Here is a 19,225-nt window from a genome sequence, read left to right as displayed (position 1 = left end):
AAACACTTGAGTCGTATCTTATAGAGGTACGTGGGTTGAAACGCCCATTTTCCCTAAAGCTTTCAAACGGACCATAAGTCGTATCTTATAGAGGTACGTGGGTTGAAACCCGAATTTGATGGATTCAGTTTAAATGGCCAAGGTCGTATCTTATAGAGGTACGTGGGTTGAAACTTTGTTCCATCTGTATACATGGTAATCGGCTCCTGTCGTATCTTATAGAGGTACGTGGGTTGAAACATCTGTTATAGAATTAAGGTCGATACCCGGGAAGTGTCGTATCTTATAGAGATGCGTGGATTGAAACAAACATTGATCGGGAGTTGATACACGGACATAACCGTCGCACCCGTAAAGGATGCGATGGTAGTGTTATTGTTGCAATTTCAATTCAGACACGTTTCAATCCACGCACTTATTATAACCAACTCAATCTGTAACACCTATCACACCAACAGCAACTCCTCCACCCAAGCGCCATCCAAAACCAACCCGGCATGTTCATCATAACACCTTCCATCCTCCAATATAAATATTCCGGCATACTCTCCCACAGTGCCCTGTTTACGGAACTGTTCGAAATCCCATTTTCTGACGGATACGCTATACTGTTGCAGCTTACGCAATAACCAGAATTCCGGACCAATCCGCTTCAGTTCTTCCAACAAGGTTGCGCCATCACCATAGCCGACTAAGATGGATACCGAGTCTTTATCGTCTATCAACCGGAATTGATCGGCCGCCGTAGCAAAAAGGAAATTCATTTCTCCGGCACCTTTATATAAAGAGTCTTTGATCTCTGCCTTATCAAAGGTATTACAATTGCTATAGAATAACCGGAAATATTGAGCCATACAATCCGGGGAAAACAAGTCACTCCCATCGGAAATAGACAACATCTCCCGTAAAGCAGCCGCCCCCTTCCCCATCAAACCACGTAAAGTACTATTCTCCGGTTTGAAGACAAAGACCTGCCCCAACTCACCCTTCTTATTTAACTTACCTTCCCGGTTACATCTTCCTGCCGCCTGTATGATTGAATCCAGACCGGCAAATGCACGGTACACTACCGGGAAATCAATATCTACCCCGGCTTCAACCAACTGCGTGCTTATCACACGAACCGGTTCATTGTCCTTCAATTTCTGCTTGATCAATTTTATCACTTCCATGATATGTACGGAACACATCATACGCGATAGATGCAAAGTTCCTTCAGGCATCCGCTGATAAAGCTCCCGCGCCTCTTTTCGGGTATTTACAATACATAATACACAATCATATCCGGACAGTTCGTCGGCAAGGTCATCGAAAGTCGTGGTCGATTCCGGCCAATGCAATTCTACCCGTTTAAAAGCCTCAAACAAATGATCATGCATGGAAGTAATTTCTGTGACGGGACTCTTCAGCCCACTAAAAGCCTTCTGCCCCGTTCCGATACGACCGGCAAAAACAGGCAATGTAGCTGTGGTAAACAAAATACTGGTTTTAAAAGACGATTGCAGGCTCTGCAAGATATCCAATATCGGCTGCAAAAATTCAACCGGCAACATTTGCGCCTCATCCAGAATAACAACCGAATTACAGATATTATGTAACTTCCGGCACCGTGAAGTCCGGCAAGCATACAGCGACTCGAAGAACTGTACATTCGTAGTCACAATAATCGGAGCATCCCAGTTTTCCGTTGCCAACTGGGAAGGAGACCGTTCGTCATTACTATCCGGCTGCAAATTACTATGATGCTCCACCACATTCTCCGCACCGAAAATATCCCGAAGCACGGCAGCCGTCTGTACAATAATACTCGTATAAGGAATGACAATGATAATCCTATCTTTTTTATAACGGACAGCATGGAGGAGCGCCCAGGCCATCGAAGCCAATGTCTTTCCCCCGCCCGTCGGCACTGTCAGGCTGAAAAAGCCGGGAAGCTTTTCCGCCATCTCACGGCAACGAGACAAGATAGCAGCGCGCTTCTCATTGATGAAAGAGGCAGGAGCACCGGCCGTGAGCGATTCCATATATGTATCAAACCGATCTTTCAATAGTTCCATAGAATCATATTGCCCGCGACGAACAGCCTGCTCCGGCTGCATAAACCGCTCCGTATCCAGATAGTCGGCATCTACCAGACATGAAAACAACATGCGAATCCATTGGTGCATTTCTTTCTGAAAATCACTAATCATAGGCGCATTCAGCGAAACGACCGCTTCCCGCATCTCTTCCGGCGCATCATTCAACATCTCCTGGTAACAGTCTGTTTTAGACAAACGTTTACTCAAATTAGCCTCCCCGGAAGAAGTCCAGTCTAGCAATCCCGAATGATGTCCGGCTATACAATAGGCCAACGGCTGATAATAACCCGGTAATTTCTCTTTCGCCAGCATAGCTCCGGCTGAGGAATGATCGGGTTTATTCACCACTTTCTGCTCTGCCGTCATACCGGATGCACTACGGATATAAGGTTGAAAACTATCCTTCGTATATTTTCCCATATCATGCCACCAGCCATTCTGCTTTCCCCAGGCCGCAGCACCGAAAACAGATGCGAACGATTCGCTTAAACCAGCTGTACCGACAGCATGTTCCTTAACTGTTTGTATCTGAAAAGCGTCATCCTCCACCTTGACATGCGCTATAAAATCCTGCTCATTTTTCATCTTACATAAAAGTTTTCACTAATTTATTTGCCATTTGCAATATTTCCACACAGCACATTGTATAACAACCAATTAAACTATTGCAAATACCGATTTCATTTGCAATGCCGTTTGCCATTTGCCATACATCATTTATTCCTAACAACCAAATAACACGTACCTCTCATCGTACGGCGCGACGGGATCTTATTCTTTTGAAGCAAGCGCCCGAAGTATGTCAACCGTTTAGTACCCAACCTTATGCCACTTTCATCTTGCAGATATTGAAGTATTTCAAGAGCAAAAAGTTCCTCATATTCCTCTCCCGGCAATGGTGCACGGAAGTTTTGCAGGAACAATTGTTCCTCTATCGGTATCTGCTGGAACACATCATTGTTGCGGGTGGTAGAAGATTCTTCTTCGGACGTAAACCAATAGCGTTCGCCTGCCTTTAAAGCCGAGACTGCCTGCGCATAAAGCTGTTCATAATTAACCGATACGGAATTATCTGCTGTCCCGGTTATCCCGATACAAATAAAACGGCGGCTACCGGTCGGATCGGTCAGCAAGTCATAATTATTACAAGTGGCAATGAAAGAAGCATATCGGTGCAACGCCTGAATGCTCCGTTTATAAGGTTGGCGGGCATTGACCACCGGCTTTTGAAGAACATTCTTCAAAAAACTCTGATACGCGGCACTTACCGAATCGAACTCATCGATATTGATCAACGCAAAGCGGGTAAGCAGCAATTCTGCATCCCGCTTATTGCTGAAATCGATGCTATCCGTATAATACATACGAAGCGAAGGGGGCAGCAGATTCCGACACCAGGTCGATTTGCCGCATCCCTGAGGGCCGACCAGTAAAGGTAACGAACTATTGGCATGCAAATGATCCCGCCGGTACCAATGAGCGACCATGCTCAGGAACCAGATATAAAACAAATCGCGCCAGGCAGTATTATCTGTCGGCAACGTATCGGCCAACGTACGGATATGGTCTTTCCCATCCCATGCCGGTAAATGTTCCAGATAATCTTCCAACGGATAGAAAACCGGTACCCTGTCGGAATACACATACCGCTTCACATCACGATCCCAAAGTGCCAATCCTTCAGCCTGTGCATTCAGTCCGATACTGTTCAGAACCGTCTCCGTCACAGGAGCAAAACGGATATAATATGAACCTCTTGCCCGAAACTCCACTTCGCCGGCCAGCATATTCCGCCTAAGCTCATAACGCCGTTTCATAAACTCATCCGTCTTTACAGACAATAATTGCTCGGGAGGCATCACCGGTTTCTTTCCAAAATTCTTCGAAAGCTGGTACACCGTATGAATGGTCTCCCGGATCTCCTCTTCAAACAGTTCCAGATGCTGGTATATCCTTGTCCAGCGAACCGCATCCTCCTCCGGTATCCCAGACTGGAAACAATTTTCAGCCAGCTTTGTCAGGAAAGGTCTGACCTCTTTTCCGTCATCCAAACCTCCCGTTTTCTCCAATGCATCCAGCATACAGGCATTATAAAAACGGGAAATGATACGACTGCGGTCGAATCCGGGCATCATACGTAAAAGCGGATCTTCTTCTTTCGATACGATTTCCCGGTATATCGGTTCGTCCGGCATCTGTGTCGGTTGTTCCTGAACCAACGCAACAGCCGAAAAATTATAATATAAATCAGGATCGAAGGAATGGCGGCATCCCCGCTCCAAAGAGGGAGTCTTTATCTCTATATCACATTGCAGCTGAGCCTGATAATAGGCAACAGCGCGCCGGTAGGCTACCGCATGAAACAATTCCGCCTGCTCCCTGTCCCGTGGCAATGTTCTGTCAGGCAAAACAAACGGTACCAATATTTTTACACTTTTTCCGCTGGAACCGGTAAAAGCAGCCAGTGTTTGAGGGGCTTGCGATGCCAATTCTCTTATTCTCGCCACCTCTTCCTTATTCGCCAGATTTCCGACCTCCACCAGAACCAGTCCGTTATACGACCGGAACTCGACCTTTTTATCTCTTTTTCCGAATAATGCGGAAAAACACAACGCCGGAAGATCTGTTGCATGTATACTTTTATCACCAGGCATCGAACAAGCCAGGAGCTCCCTGTATTCATTCACCACCTTCCGGTACTCGCCGCTACGCATACCGCATAAAACAACGTGCAACGCCATATTTTTAAAGGTTTTACCCCCATTCTTTGTTTGTGTAATGTACATAGTATATTTTATTTTCACCCCTCTTATGATATGACAAATGGCAAACGCCATTGCAAATAAAAAAGGTATTTGCAATGGTTTAAATTTCTATTATACAATATATTGCAGGACAATATTGCAAATGGCAAATACTTTCCTGAAACTTTATGTACAACCTTATTTCAGCCTCGTAAACTCGATATTGCTCAGCCGATCTTTCAACTTCGGACTGGGTTTGAAGCCTATCCCCTTCAGTTTAATGGATTCAGCGCGAATTTTAGACGGTTCTTCCACATCGCGATTCGGCTGGGCGGTCACCGAGAAGGTGCCCAGACCGTCGATCGTCACCGTATTGCCTTCTTTCAAGGCTTCCGATATCAAAAGAGTCAGATTTTCGATCATCCCTTTAACATCCCCATACGTGAAAGTACTGGCATCGGCCATTTGTTCTGCCAACATATCGAGGTTGACATTACCATAACTTACGGTGGTAACCGAATACTTTACCTGCTCTTTGCCGGTAATATTATCATTGATTTTTGTGAGTTTGTACCTTACTGCCATGCGGTTCCCTTTCTTTTAGATTTAATATTACTACTAGTTACTTCAAAGGTTACTACCTTTTATATCACTGATTACTAGTCAGTAATACCAGGCTGTACAGGATAATCGAATAAGGTGTACAGGCTGGCCGACCAGGGTGTACAGGATAATCAGCCAGGGTGTACAGGATGATATTACTAAGTCAGGACTAAAGGTATAAAATATAAGGAGACATACAATAGTTTATCCTATATTTTTATCTTCTATTGCCGTTTATGTTAATAACAACACTTCGATTTTTCAAACTAAGACACAATAAACGTCACCTGGAAACCGGGCACAGGCCGTTCAGCCAAACAAAGGTCCCGGCCTTGCCGAACCATCATCTGCCGGGAAAGTGACAAGCCGATACCCGAACCATTCTTTTTGGTTGTAAAGAACGGAACAAAAATCTCCCGCTCGACATCTGCCGGAATAGGCGCACCGTTATTGCTGATCCACAACTCCTTATACCAACGCACATCCATAGTCGTCGCCCCGGCTTCGCAGGCATTCTTGACCAGATTGATCAACACCTGGCGCAACATATTCTCATCCGTAAACATCGTGACAGCCAAAGGGATGGAAATATGCCACTCCAAATCCGGATAAAGCGTCCGAATTCTTTCCACGAAAGCGGCCAATGGGATCTCCACAAGAACCGGCTCCTGCAACTCTGCCAGTTTCCGGTAACTGTCCACAAACAAGGCAAGCCCCCGGCTGGTCTCATGAATGGCACGGACTCCCTCCTCGTAAACTGTCCCCGCAATCGCAGGATTATCCAAATAGGCCTGGCTGATGCTGGCAATCGGTGTCGTAGCATTCATGATTTCATGGGTAAGCACACGAGTCAGACGCTGCCACGATTCCACTTCGTTGCGGGCAAGCAGCACGCCTATATCCTTACCTGTTTCGTTAAGGGCTTCCTGCAACGCCCGTTCTCCGAAGAACAGACCTTTTACAGGAAGACGGAACGTGAACTCTTCGTTGCGAATCGCCTCACGCATCAGATGTGCCCGGTCTCTCAGCAACACCTGATGACGATAAAACCATCCGAAGAAGACAACAACGACCACCAAAAAAGAGACTATCAGAATCATAGTTTTTTCATTTTAGCATACAACGTCTGCCGGGTAATCCCCAACAGTTCGGCAGCCCGGCTGATGTTGCCGTGGCAACGCTCCACGACCTTATGCACATGTTCCGCCTCGACTTGTTCCAACGAAACCACTTTCCGGCCGGCATCAATCGCATCTTTCAGGACACGGATCAACTCCTGGTTGTCCCAAGGCTTGGTAACAAAGTCTGCCGCTCCCATCTTCAACCCGCGCACCGCCAATTTGATATCAGCGTATGCCGTCACCAGCACCACCGGAATGGCCGGATGTTTCTTATGGATTGCCCGAAGCCAAAGCAAGCCGTCTTGTCCGGAGTTTCCCCCTTGCGTGAAGTTCATGTCGAGCAAAATCACATCCACCTCCTCTTGTGCCAATACCGTAAGAAGCGTGTCGGGAGAAACAAGCGTCAATACTTTATCAAACTCACCGGCCAAACAGATCCTGACTGCCGTAAGAATCGCCGGATTATCATCCACCACCAATATCGTCCTGTAATTCGCCATATCCGATTCGTTTAGATTACCTTCATTTATCAGAGGCAAAGGTACGGAAAAAGGCTGTATGAATATCATACAAACAGGTGTATGATTTTCATACAAACTGCTCTAACCGCGCTTTACATCCATTGCCGAATGCCGGCAACCTTATACATTTGCAACAAATAAAACAATGAACAAAGATGAAATCGTACTTCACTTTTCTCAGCCGCAACAAGCTCTACACGGCTATCCAGTTCTTCGGACTGGCCATCGCATTGGGAGTCGTACTCCTCTTAACGTTATACGCTAAAACCGAATTCAATATCGGTAACAGACAGCCATACTCCCACCAATTGTATGCCATCGGCTACGGCGATGGCATCGGTATGACGGTCGGTACCGCCCCGGAATTATTCCCTTCCATTCCGGAAATAAAAGAATGGACACGCCTCATCAACAACGAGCTGACAGACTTGACCATAGACAACAACTACTACCAGGTGAACAGCCTTGCCGTCGATTCCAACTTCTTCCGGCTGATGGACTATCCGCTCATCGGATGTGAACGCGACAAGGTACTGAACGGAACAAACGAGGCCATCATCTCCGAACCGTTCGCCCGTAAAGTATTCGGCAATGAAGATCCTATCGGACGCACAATCATGTACCTGAACCAGACACCGCTACGGGTCGTCGGGATTCTCCCGACTTTCGATCCGACAGAACTGTTAAAGCCGGTTGACCTCCTGGTCCCTATCAGATTGGTGGAAAAGACTTATTCCTGGATGGATAACTTCGGTTCAACCCAAACATTTGTCACATTGACAGAAGATGCAATCCCCGGCATCGTCACCCGAAAACTGCTCGACAGCTATAAAAGTTATTGGGATTATTGGAAAGAAGACAACAGCACGAACAACTTTACATGGGGTTCATCACTCACACGCATGGACGAAATATACTTTTCACCCTTGAACCATTACACTCCTTTCCGCAACGGGACACGGAAACAGGTTCAAATCTTATTGGCCATCGCGATGATCTTGCTCCTTTCAGCCGTCTTCAACTACATCAACCTGACCGTGTCGCAAACCGGCAAGCGGGCACATGAGATGGCGACTCGACGGTTGATGGGCGATTCTGCCGGGCAAATCGTGTTGCGCTACCTCGCCGAGTCGGCAATCTTCACAACCGGGTGCTTCATCGGCGGATGCCTCATCGCCGTCATTGCCAAACCCTATTTCGAATACTTGCTCTCTACCCAAATCGCCATGTCGCTTTCTCCCGCAACGGTGGCCTACGCCCTGCTGTTATTAGTTGGAATCACCGGTATATCAGGATTAGTACCGGCACTCATCATTCGCAAATACAGCCCGATAGATATTGTAAAGGGGAACTTCCGCTTGCAGAACAAGCAACTGTTCAGCCGCCTGTTCATCATCGTGCAGAACGTGATCAGCACGTTCCTCATTACGTTGGGACTGACAATGGCCGTCCAAATACACTACCTTGCTACCCTGCCGACCGGCTATAATACCGATCTGGTCTTTGTACGGGCCTGGGATTTAGGACCGACCTACGACAAACAAGCCATCCTCCAGAAACGTTTGCAGGCATTGCCCCAGGTGGCAGAAGTGGCGTTGGCACGGAAACTGCCTTTCGTCAGCGGCCACGCTGGCGTACGCCAGCCGGACGAAGAGGGAATGTCATGGCTCCACCTCTCGGATGTGGACAGCACTGCATTCCGGATGTTGGGCTTCGAAGTGACAGAACGCTGGTCGGACCCGCTACCCGGCATGGTTTGGGTAACGGAAGAGACCTGCCGCCGTTATAACCTTTCGGCCGACAACCCCCATTTCGGAAAGAACGGTGACGAGGGCGGCTACCGGTATAACGTCTGTGGTGTTATCCGTGATTACCGTTCACTCATGCCGTTAAACACTCCGACACCCGATTCGCACGGAGCGGTCGGGGTGATGGACCCGCAAGGCTATGTGATCAGCCAAGTCGTCCGGACCCAAGGTAACCGGTCGGAAGCTTTGGCCGCCATCCGCCATACCTGTCGGGAAGTGTCCAAAGAGGTGATCGGGATGCCGAAAGACCTGGAAGCCGATTATATAGATGATTATCTGGACAAAGATTTGACACACGAGAAGAACATCGTGATGCTCGTCCTTTGCTTCATGGCCATCTCCATCCTCATCTCTGCCATGGGATTGTTTGCCATGTCGATAAGCTACACCGAACAGCAAAGCAAGCGGATTGCTTTGTGCAAAGTGATGGGAGCCGAAACAAGCGGTGCGGTATGGGAACTTTCCAAACGATTCATGATGCTCTCGTTGCTTGCCGCCTGCTTCGCCCTGCCCATCAGTTTGAAAGCGGTTCAAATCAGTTTGGAGTCATTCTATAACCGCATCGCCTTCCCGTGGCACCTCATAGCCGCGGCTGTTTTGGCAACCATAGTTATCGCTTTCGTGTCAATCATCAGTCAAACTTTGAAAGTCGCCCGCCGCAACCCTATAAAAAGCATCCGGACGGAATAAAAGCAACAGTATATAACAGGTAACATCATTATAAAAAACGAAACAAGTCATGATTAAAATAAAGAATCTCAGCAAAAGCTTCCGGACGGAAGAAATAGAAACCATCGCACTCAACGGCGTAAGCATGGAAGTGAAAAAGGGCGAGTTCGTCGCCATCATGGGTCCAAGCGGATGCGGCAAATCGACCTTGCTGCATATTCTCGGCCTGCTGGACAATCCGGACGAAGGCAGCTACCTGTTGGATGGGGAAGAAATGGGACACTTGAAAGAGAAAGACCGAACCCGTTACCGCAAAGGACGTATCGGGTTCGTCTTCCAGAGTTTCAACCTCATCGACGAGCTGACGGTGGAAGAAAACATAGACCTCCAACTGAAATATCTTGGCGTACCTAAAGCCGAACGCAAACAGCAGGTACTTGACATCCTGCGCAAAGTACGCCTCAGCCACCGCGCCAAACATTATCCGCAACAACTATCCGGAGGCCAACAGCAACGAGTAGCCATCGCCCGCGCCGTGGTAGGCAAACCTAAATTGATTTTGGCCGACGAGCCGACCGGCAACCTCGACTCCAAGAACAGTCTCGAAATAATGAAACTGCTCAGTCAGTTGAATGCCGAAGGAACGACTATCGTCATGGTGACACACTCACAGCACGATGCCACATACGCCGACTACATCATCAATCTTTTTGACGGACAAATTGTCAATGAGTTGGATGGAATACTTTGATGCCTATAACATTCTCTCAATGTCATATAGGATTATTCCCCAATTTCGTCTGCTATCTGCAACAAACGGCAGGACATGTCGCTTCATTCCCGGATTACCAACGATTATCATGAATTCTGTCCTCTATCCGAATTTCTTTCTGTTTACAGATATGTGCGTTTTCGGCCGGATAACCGATAGCAAGATAACAGGTAAACTCATATCCATCGGGGGCTTTAACCAGTTGTTTTACATGTTCCGGTTCGTTGCCGATGGGAATACGGAAAGCACATGCCAATCCTTCTGCCGTTGCTGCCAACAGGATATTTTCAACGGCAGCCCACGCCGAAGCGAAATAGTTGAGCGAACTTTGGTCGGCAGGTTGACACAGAGGATAATCCTTTTGCCAGAAAAACGGCAGAACAAGGCAATTGCTCTGCATAAGCATACGTTGCTGCTTGGGCAACGCATCGGTAAACATGGCGTGCTCATCTTTGTCCATCACACCGGCAGCAGCGTTAAGTCCTGTCTGCTGAATATTTTTAGTGTTTTGTGCCACAGGCGATACGAGTCGGGCAATATTCTCTTGTCCTCTCACCACAACAAATTCAAACTGACGCAAATGGTCATTGGTAGGAGCTTTAAATGCAGCCGACAATACCTTCTTCAATACTTCGTCCGTAACTTCTTTATCAGAAAAATCCCGGATAGTTCTTCTTTTCTCTAATACTTGATAGAAATCCATAACAATACATTTTATTGGTTATACTTATCGTTTCCGGCAGCAAAGTTATCCGGCTTTCTTGTTACATATTTGTGATATTGTTTCGTATACTTGTCGTATATTTGCATTCGGATCATTTTAAGCATACCTTTATGGAAGATACTGCTATTCCTTACGAATTGCCCGAGGTGGAAAATCATTCGTTTTTCTTTATAGACCAACGGGTAGAAACGGGTCTCGAGGCCAAATTGCATCAACATGATGCATGGGAATTGTATTATGTTGTCCACGGGTATGGTAACCGGATGGCAGGCGACACTTTACAACCCTTTGAAGCTGGCGATGTGGCATTGATACCTCCGTCCATGCTCCACCGCTGGGAGTATACGCCGGATTCAGCGGACGAAGAAGGCCATGTCCGTTATCTGATGGTAGCTTTCAGTCATTCACTGGTAGAACGGTGCATGCAGGTATTTCCCGAACTGCGCAACCATCTGAAAAACATTACATTTCCAGTCGATGCACTGAAGTTCGGTTCCGAAAGTTCACGAACCATCCGCCGGATATTATCACGGATGAACAACCTGGACGAGTTGGAACGCTTGTGCGAAATGTTCCGTCTGCTGCCAGTCATTTTCAAATCGTCCGACCATACGTTTGTAGGCAGACCGATGCGCATCGAACGGGATGTACGTCGTATGCAGCAAATATGTAGCTATGTGATGGCTCACTACGTCCACACTATTTCGTTGGATGATATTGCCGCCGAAGTAGGTATGAACCGCTCTGCTTTCTGTTCTTACTTTAAGCGTTGTAAAGGAATAACTTTTTCGCAGTATGTAACTCAATACCGTTTAAATACAGCCTGCAAACTTTTGAAACATTCACAGAAGCAAGTATCCGAAATATGTTTCACGGTAGGATTCAATGATTTACCTCACTTTGTCCGGGTTTTCACAAATAATATAGGAGTCTCTCCCAGCAGGTACAGAAAACAATTTCAATAATTATCTTATATCGTTTTCCCTTTTGTCTGTTATCTTCATTTGTCTTCACAACTGATTGGACTTGCTTGTGCCGAAGCATTTGCCGGGGGAGTCAAAAACGAAGGCTGCGGGATTCATATCCGACAGCCTTCCACATTAACCCTTAACTTTAATCAACTGGATTACCAGGAAATTCGTTCCGGCAGTTTCAACATAATAATACGTTAGTAACCGGAATTCTGTTTCAGGTTCGGATTCTTATCCATGCTGTCCTGCGGGATCGGCAGATAACGGTTCTTGGCAGCAAACTCACGGTTTTCAATCAGGTCCTTGCCTGTTACGACGGCACGTTTATAAGGATCTGTCTCGTTGTAATCGATTGTACCGACGATACGGTTTAACGGGCCGTTCAATAATGTTTCGGCCAACATCTTTCCTGCGGCATCTTTCCAACGCAGAATATCTGCACGACGCAAGCCTTCACCCGCCAATTCAATGCAGCGCTCACGACGAATCAGCTCACGCAATGTTTCTTTCGTGCTGTACCTGGCTCTGTCCACAACAGGCATGCCGGCACGGGTACGGATCTGATCCAGATAATCATATACCTGGGCGGAAGGGCCATTCAATTCATTCTCCGCTTCGGCATACGACAACAAAACTTCGGCATACCGGAACACGATCACACAAGTTCCGGTGCTCCACATATTGGGATACTGGTCGATGGGGTCCAGATATTTCGCCCAAGTCAGACTGGATTTCGAAGCATTGTCGGTGTAGGTGGGATAGTTCTTATTATCCGACTTATCCGCCAGTGTTTTATCCAGCGTGTTCAGCACCGAACCTCTCCAGTCCTGTCCCGGATAAAGAATACTCATCGCCATACGGGGATCGCGGTTGGCAAACGGATGGGCCGCATCATACAAGTTCGACTCTTCCTTCGTTTTACCGTCTGTCATTTCATACATATCCACCAGGTTCTGGGTGGGGACGATAGAGGACCAACCGCCGTCTACATTATTATACATCTGGCCGATTACTCCCAAACCGAATGTATTAGGGATACGCTGGTCGGCAATGATCACCTCTTTCGAATCTGTGCCAGTGAGCTTGAACAAATTGGAATAATCGGGTTCCAGTTCATACTGCTTCAGGTCGATGATGGCCTGGGCAGCCTCTTTAGCCTTCTGCCATTCTCCATAATACAAAGCCTCACGCATTTTTATTGCCAGTACACCGCCTTTGCCGATGCGTCCGCGGGCAGCCGGTGTCGTATTAATACCCGTCAAAGCTTCTTCCAGGTCTTTGGCTATCTGCTGACGAACTTCTTCTTCGGTATTACGGGGCACCTGGGCTTCTTCAGCTGACTGATAAGAGCCGATGATAGGCACACCGCCATACCACCAGTTCATCTGGAAGTATTTATAAGCACGAATCGCTTTCGCCTGTGCAACCAGGTCATTCTTCGTTGCTTCCGACTTGAATGTTACATTGTCGATATTCTCCAGCACGGTGTTGCAACGGCGAATAGTCGTGAAGCTATAAAATGAACTACCGGGGTTGGAGCTTGACAAAGAACCGTCACCCCAGGGGCGCCAACCTTCCCACGGAAAGTTGTTGTAAGCAATATCTGAACCACAATCGAGATAGAGAATGGCGGTCGGATCCCACAGACCGTTATAACATCCCACCACGAAACTTTCAGCATCCGTTTCGGTCTTCCAGGTGGTGGAAGGAGACAATGCATCATGTGGAGCCGTATCCAGAAAGTCCGAGCAGGATGTAGATAAAAACGCTGCTCCGGCCATTAAATATATTGATAATCGTTTCATAAAATTCAACTTATATTAGATAGTCATTAATAGTTTAGAACGTAACATTTACTCCGAATGAATGGGTAGTAGACAAAGGATAGCTTGACAAACGGGTGCTGACTGTCTCCGGGTCTACATTCAACGGCATAGAATCGAATGTCAGCAGGTTCTCAGCCGAATAATAAATCCTCAGGCTTTGAATACCGGCTTTTTCTATCAGGCTTTTCGGGAAGGTGTAGCCTAACTGTGCAGTCTTCAGACGCAGATAGCTCGTATTCATGATCCAGAAGTCAGACATGACAACAGATGCTTCACTCGGTGACTTACGGGCTTCTGCTACACGGGGCATACTTGCTCCTTTATTTTCGGGTGTCCATGAGTCCAGCCAGGCTGTTGAAGGGTGGCCGGCACTGCCGGAAAATTCACCGAAAGCTTCTTTGGTATAAGCGAAACCGACGTTTGCCGCACCGGTAAAGTTCAGCGTCAGGTCGAAGTTCTTATAAGCACCGTTCAGATTCAGACCGAATGTCATCACCGGATCTTTTGTCTTATAGAGTTCACGGTCTTCGGCAGTGATCTTACCGTCATTGTTGGTATCGACATACTTCAGGTCGCCCCCTTTAAATTTCAGGCCGAACGGATATCCGTCCTGACCGGCATATTTATCCATCCAGGCTTGTGCCTCTTCGTCCGACTGGAAGAAACCGTCTGTTCTGTACACGAACCAGGAATTGATAGGAGAACCGACCTGACGCATGAAGTCGCCGTCAGACATACGGTTAACACCTCCCAGGTTTTCTATCTTATTCTTGTTATAGGCAAAGTTGCCGACAACGCCGAACTTCCAGTCACCCCATTGGTTACTGTAGCCCAACTGCATTTCGACACCTCGGTTACGCATGGCACCTACATTATCTTTATAAGCACCCAGCGCAAATTCCGTCGGTACCGGAACTTCCATGATGATATCGGTTGTCTTGCGATCGTAGTAATCGAAAGTAAAGCTGATCTTATTATTGATCATTGCATCTATCCCGATACCCCATGTCGTTGACTTTTCCCACGAAAGGTCTGCTATTTTATAATTACTCTGATAATAACCGGTCGTCAACGCACTTCCGAAAGGATAGTTGGCACCCAGGTTATACGTATTCAACCAGGGATAAAAGTCACCGCCTGTCGGTGTCCCGTCGCTCAAAGCATCCTGGTTACCCAGCATACCCCATGATCCGCGAAGTTTCAGGCTATTCAACCAATTCCTCGTATTTTCCATGAAGTTCTCTTCGCTGATACGCCATGCTGCGGAGAAGGAAGGGAAATATCCCCAACGGTGTCCGGGGGCGAAACGGGAAGAAGCATCCGAACGGAAGTTTGCTTCCAGCAGGTATTTACCGGCATAGTCGTAGTTTACACGACCGAAATAAGAAAGCATATTCAATTTGCGGGTAAAACCTTCGTTGGTTTGGGTAGCCGTAGCACCGGCATTCATATCATCCAGTTCGTTATTCGGGAAATTTTCGCGGTATTCCTTATTGTAACGCACATCATATTTCTCGGCATGATATCCCAACATCACTTTCAAACCGTGATTACCGAATGTCTTGTCATAGTTCAGCAAAGCATCGAAATTATATCGTGACCAGTTGGTGAAACGTTCTTCCAGGCTGTTCGGACGACTGGCCTGTGCCGGGTCTGTATCCAATTTCATAACGAATGCCTTGAAGTGCTGGTCGTCATTTACATACGAACCGGACACTGTTGCCTTCAGTCCGTCTATGATCTGGTAATCGACTGCAAGAGAACCGGTAAAGTTCTGGTTGTATTTGTCCACAGTCTGTCCGGAGTCCAGCCAGGCGATAGGGTTACCGTCATTTGTTGCACCATATGTTCCATCCTCATTATAAACCGGAATCATCGGGCTCAGAATATTCAGCTGGCGGATAATCTGGTCCGACCAACCGCCGCCATAATTGGAGTTGGGGTCTTTATAGTCGTTCTTTATATATGACATATTCAAGCGAACCGTCAGTTTCTTCGTGATATTCATATCCAGGTTCGTACGGCCGTTGAATTGTTTACGTTCCGAGTTAGGAAGAATACCGGTTTGTCCCAGATAACCGACAGAAGCCATATATTTCGTATTCTCGGTACCTCCGCTGATATTTACATTGTGTTTATGCAATACACCGGTTTGGTAAGCGGCATCATTCCAGTCTGTGTTCGGATGTCCGTATGGGTCGGAGCCATCCTGAAACAGGCGGATGTCTTCATCACTATAGCGGTGAGGCTGTCCGTTATCATCGTCGATCCGGTTATACAGCATCGCATATTCGGCCGAACTGACGCGGTCTATTACAGCAGTCGGGCTTGAGACCCCGATATATCCGTTGTAAGTAATACGCGGAGCACCGGTCTTACCGCGTTTGGTCGTTATCAGAATAACTCCGTTGGAGGCTTTCGAACCGTAGATGGCGGCAGAGGAGGCATCCTTCAGGACAGAGATACTTTCGATGTCGTTCGGGTCGATACTGTCCATCGAACCGCTCTCGATCCCGTCGATCAGGATGTAGGGAGATGCGTTATTCAACGTTCCGACACCACGGATACGGATATTACTTCCATCTTCACCGGGACGGCCTTCACCGGCTGTGATCGTCACACCCGGCATCAATCCCTGCAAACCGGAGGATACATTCGAAATCGGTCGGCTTGTCAGTTCTTCGCTTGCCACAGAGGCTACGGCTCCGGACAGGTTGGCTTTCTGCTGGGTACCGTATCCTACCACCACGACTTCGTCCAGCTTTTGCGTATCTTCAGCCAGAGTAATTTTAAGAGTCGATTGTCCTGTGTACTTAATTTCTTGTGTCAGATAGCCGATGAAAGAGATCTGGATCACATCCCCGGCTTTTACATCCAGTACGAAGTTACCATCCATGTCGGTGACAGTACCGTTCGTTGTTCCTTTTACGACAATAGAGGCACCGGCAACAGGGCCGAAATCGTCGTTAACTGTTCCTTTTAAACTCTTTTGTTGCTGAGAAATGTCAACTTTGGATGTTGCCGTACTGTCGGAAGCATGTGCTGTCCCTCCGGAGCACAATGTGGCTGACAACAACAAAAGGCTGACTGGTCTTACGATTTTCAACATAACAATTGCTTTTTGTTTAATAATACTAGTAACTTTATAAATAAGATTTAAGGAGATTAACTCACTTTACTTATAGATTCACCTTATTCATGGTATTAACATTTACTCTTTCTGTAAAAATCTTATCCCTATGAAACCACAGTTCTTACAGAACTATGGCTTTTCTTATTTCACAAATAGCATGGTTTCAACATATTAACTCTAAAGAGACAATCATCTACCTTTATAATGGATTAACTTTAGTTTAAACGTTATTATTATTAAACGATCTCCAACGACTTGACTATTACTGAATAATCTGCACAATTTAATGTTTTATTATAAAATTAATATTACATTTGCAGGGTCGGTATTAAATTAGTTCTGTAAGAACTCAATACAAAAACGCCACATATCTTATTTTAAAAAAGGCAAAGCAAATGATCAATACAGATACCGCCATCCGCCATGCTAATAATCTTTTATATAAATAACCAATTATAACAAATCCGGCGACAATCACCATATATAGTAAGTCCATTATAAGAATACCTTTTACAAAGCCGGAAGAATTATATAAAAACTTATCTGTAACTTTATCGCCATATCTATTATAACCTTAGATAACATGACGAATAAAACTCTATTAAGTTCCGTGGTTCTTGCCTCTATGGCACAATTCGCGGCAGCCGGTAATGCCGGTGAACAATCGCATCCCAACATTATTCTGATCCTATGCGACGATATGGGATTTTCAGATTTGGGATGTTACGGAGGAGAAGTTAAGACTCCGAACATTGATTTTTTGGCAGAGAACGGAGTGCGTTTCAGCCAGTTCAAAAACACCGGACGCAGTTGCCCCAGCCGTGCCGCCCTCCTGACCGGACGTTACCAGCATGAAGCGGGAATGGGATGGATGACGGCTGTCGACGAGCACCGGCCCGGATACCGCGGACAGATATCTGCCGATTACCCGACTATCGCCGAAGTCCTCAAAGCAAACGGATATGCGACCTATATGAGTGGGAAATGGCATCTGACAGTACAGGGCGCATTCGATAAACCGAACGGTAGTTATCCCACACAACGAGGGTTCGATAAATATTACGGTTGCCTGAGCGGCGGCGGAAGCTATTACACCCCGACTCCCGTCTATTCGAATACAGACCGTATCACGACATTCCCCAACGACTTTTATTATACAACGGCCATTACGGATTCGGCCGTCAGTTTCATCCGTAGCCATCCGGCCGATGTCCCGATGTTCATGTATCTGGCGCATTATGCCCCTCACAGGCCGTTGCAGGCACCCAAAGAACGGGTGGAAGCATGCCGGCAACGGTATAAAGTAGGATATGACGTCCTGCGCCAACAACGTTTCGACCGCCAGAAAAAGATGGGATTGATGAATACCGGAGATACCCTCCCCATCCATCAGAAAGAATTTGAAGGAGGACGCCCGGCCTGGACAAGTCTCACTCCCGAACAACAGGAAGCATGGATAACCGAAATGGCTACCTATGCCGCCATGATTGAAATAATGGACGACGGTATCGGGGAAGTTATTGCTGCTACCAAAGAAAAAGGACTCTATGAAAACACCGTCTTCCTCTTCCTGAGTGATAACGGTTCAACCAATGAAGGGGGTTTTATTGCCCAATTACTGGCCGACCTGAACAATACGCCTTACAGAAGTTACAAACAATGGTGTTTCCAGGGAGGAACCAGTACGCCTTTTATCGTTATGTACGGCGATCCGCAAAAGAATGTTCTCAAAGGGAAGTTCAATCGCGAATTCAGTCATATTATAGATGTAATGCCGACCTGTCTGGATATGGCTTCGGTTGAATATCCCGGACAATTCAATGATAAAAAGTTGAGTACCACCGAAGGCAGAAGCCTGATACCCGCCATCCAAAACAAGACGTTGGAACCACGCGACCTGTTTTTCGAACATCAGACCTCATGTGCAATCATTTCGGATGGCTGGAAACTGGTTCGTAACAACGGCAAACAGTCCTGGGAGTTGATCGACCTGATGAACGATCCGTTTGAAGAAAACGATCAGGCAACCTTATACCCGGAAAAAGTAAAGGCATTAGAGAGTAAATGGAACCGATGGGCCGAAGAAAAACATGTCTTTCCTTTTGAATACCGTCCCTGGGGAGAACGTATTAATTACTATAAATCGCTCCATCCGGATCAAAGCGGAAAGGATTAAATGTTACAAAAGTCTCACTATGGCACACAGATGACACAGATTAAGCAGATGAACACGGATAAGTGTGCCATAGTGA

Annotated in this window: 12 protein-coding genes and 1 CRISPR repeat array (1 of these 13 only partly in view); of the genes, 4 read left to right on the top strand and 8 right to left on the bottom strand. The window is 46.8% G+C overall.

The features are described from left to right. A CRISPR array of direct repeats spans window positions 1–307; the repeat unit is 32 nt; unit sequence GTCGTATCTTATAGAGGTACGTGGGTTGAAAC (it extends 452 nt beyond the left edge of the window). Window positions 308–446: 139 nt separating this feature from the next. The 5 genes from cas3 to DWW91_RS17785 all read right to left on the bottom strand — a co-directional run bounded on the left by cas3 (window position 447) and on the right by DWW91_RS17785 (window position 7,049). After that, complete coding sequence (gene cas3 / locus DWW91_RS17805) at window positions 447–2,666, bottom strand: CRISPR-associated helicase Cas3' (protein ID WP_122328475.1); 2,220 nt, start codon at window positions 2,664–2,666, stop codon at window positions 447–449. A 128-nt stretch (window positions 2,667–2,794) separates the two neighbouring features. Beyond that, window positions 2,795–4,822: a BT4734/BF3469 family protein gene (locus DWW91_RS17800; protein WP_233584515.1), complete on the bottom strand. Its 2,028-nt coding sequence runs from the start codon at window positions 4,820–4,822 to the stop codon at window positions 2,795–2,797. Between the two features lie 201 nt (window positions 4,823–5,023). Further along, complete coding sequence (locus tag DWW91_RS17795; protein WP_007653605.1) at window positions 5,024–5,410, bottom strand: HU family DNA-binding protein; 387 nt, start codon at window positions 5,408–5,410, stop codon at window positions 5,024–5,026. Between the two features lie 284 nt (window positions 5,411–5,694). Next, window positions 5,695–6,528 (bottom strand): PAS domain-containing sensor histidine kinase, encoded by an 834-nt coding sequence (locus tag DWW91_RS17790; RefSeq protein ID WP_007653606.1) that lies wholly within the window; start codon window positions 6,526–6,528, stop codon window positions 5,695–5,697. Further along, window positions 6,525–7,049: a response regulator gene (locus tag DWW91_RS17785; RefSeq protein WP_007653607.1), complete on the bottom strand. Its 525-nt coding sequence runs from the start codon at window positions 7,047–7,049 to the stop codon at window positions 6,525–6,527. Before DWW91_RS17785 ends, DWW91_RS17790 begins: the two co-directional genes overlap by 4 nt. Window positions 7,050–7,225: 176 nt before the next feature. On the opposite strand from DWW91_RS17785, the gene DWW91_RS17780 reads away from it, so the two are divergent. Continuing rightward, window positions 7,226–9,568 carry an FtsX-like permease family protein gene (locus DWW91_RS17780; RefSeq protein ID WP_122328473.1) on the top strand — a complete coding sequence of 781 codons (2,343 nt, stop codon included), beginning with the start codon at window positions 7,226–7,228 and terminating at the stop codon, window positions 9,566–9,568. A gap of 49 nt (window positions 9,569–9,617) precedes the next feature. Next, window positions 9,618–10,298, top strand: coding sequence for an ABC transporter ATP-binding protein (locus DWW91_RS17775; protein WP_122328472.1), 681 nt, complete (start codon window positions 9,618–9,620; stop codon window positions 10,296–10,298). A 94-nt stretch (window positions 10,299–10,392) separates the two neighbouring features. Here DWW91_RS17775 and DWW91_RS17770 read toward each other — a convergent pair whose 3' ends face one another. Continuing rightward, window positions 10,393–11,022 (bottom strand): nitroreductase family protein, encoded by a 630-nt coding sequence (locus tag DWW91_RS17770; RefSeq protein WP_048314255.1) that lies wholly within the window; start codon window positions 11,020–11,022, stop codon window positions 10,393–10,395. Window positions 11,023–11,153: 131 nt separating this feature from the next. On the opposite strand from DWW91_RS17770, the gene DWW91_RS17765 reads away from it, so the two are divergent. Beyond that, window positions 11,154–12,008: an AraC family transcriptional regulator gene (locus DWW91_RS17765; RefSeq protein WP_122328509.1), complete on the top strand. Its 855-nt coding sequence runs from the start codon at window positions 11,154–11,156 to the stop codon at window positions 12,006–12,008. A gap of 203 nt (window positions 12,009–12,211) precedes the next feature. On the opposite strand, the gene DWW91_RS17760 is transcribed toward DWW91_RS17765, so the two are convergent. Together DWW91_RS17760 and DWW91_RS17755 are read right to left on the bottom strand one after the other, a co-directional pair. Continuing rightward, the gene (locus tag DWW91_RS17760) at window positions 12,212–13,819 is read right to left on the bottom strand and encodes a RagB/SusD family nutrient uptake outer membrane protein (RefSeq protein ID WP_122328471.1); all 1,608 of its coding nucleotides are present in this window, start codon (window positions 13,817–13,819) and stop codon (window positions 12,212–12,214) included. A gap of 34 nt (window positions 13,820–13,853) precedes the next feature. Then, window positions 13,854–16,949, bottom strand: coding sequence for a TonB-dependent receptor (locus DWW91_RS17755; RefSeq protein WP_122328470.1), 3,096 nt, complete (start codon window positions 16,947–16,949; stop codon window positions 13,854–13,856). 607 nt (window positions 16,950–17,556) lie between these two features. Here DWW91_RS17755 and DWW91_RS17745 point away from each other — a divergent pair. Beyond that, a complete protein-coding gene (locus DWW91_RS17745) occupies window positions 17,557–19,149 on the top strand; it encodes an arylsulfatase (protein ID WP_122328469.1) in 1,593 nt (530 codons plus the stop codon). The last annotated feature ends 76 nt before the right edge of the window (window positions 19,150–19,225 follow it).

This window comes from Parabacteroides sp. AF17-3 (assembly GCF_003635445.1).
Classification (GTDB): Bacteria; Bacteroidota; Bacteroidia; order Bacteroidales; family Tannerellaceae; genus Parabacteroides; species Parabacteroides goldsteinii.
Note: the sequence above shows the minus strand (reverse complement) of the source record. Positions and strands in the feature narration are given on the sequence as shown.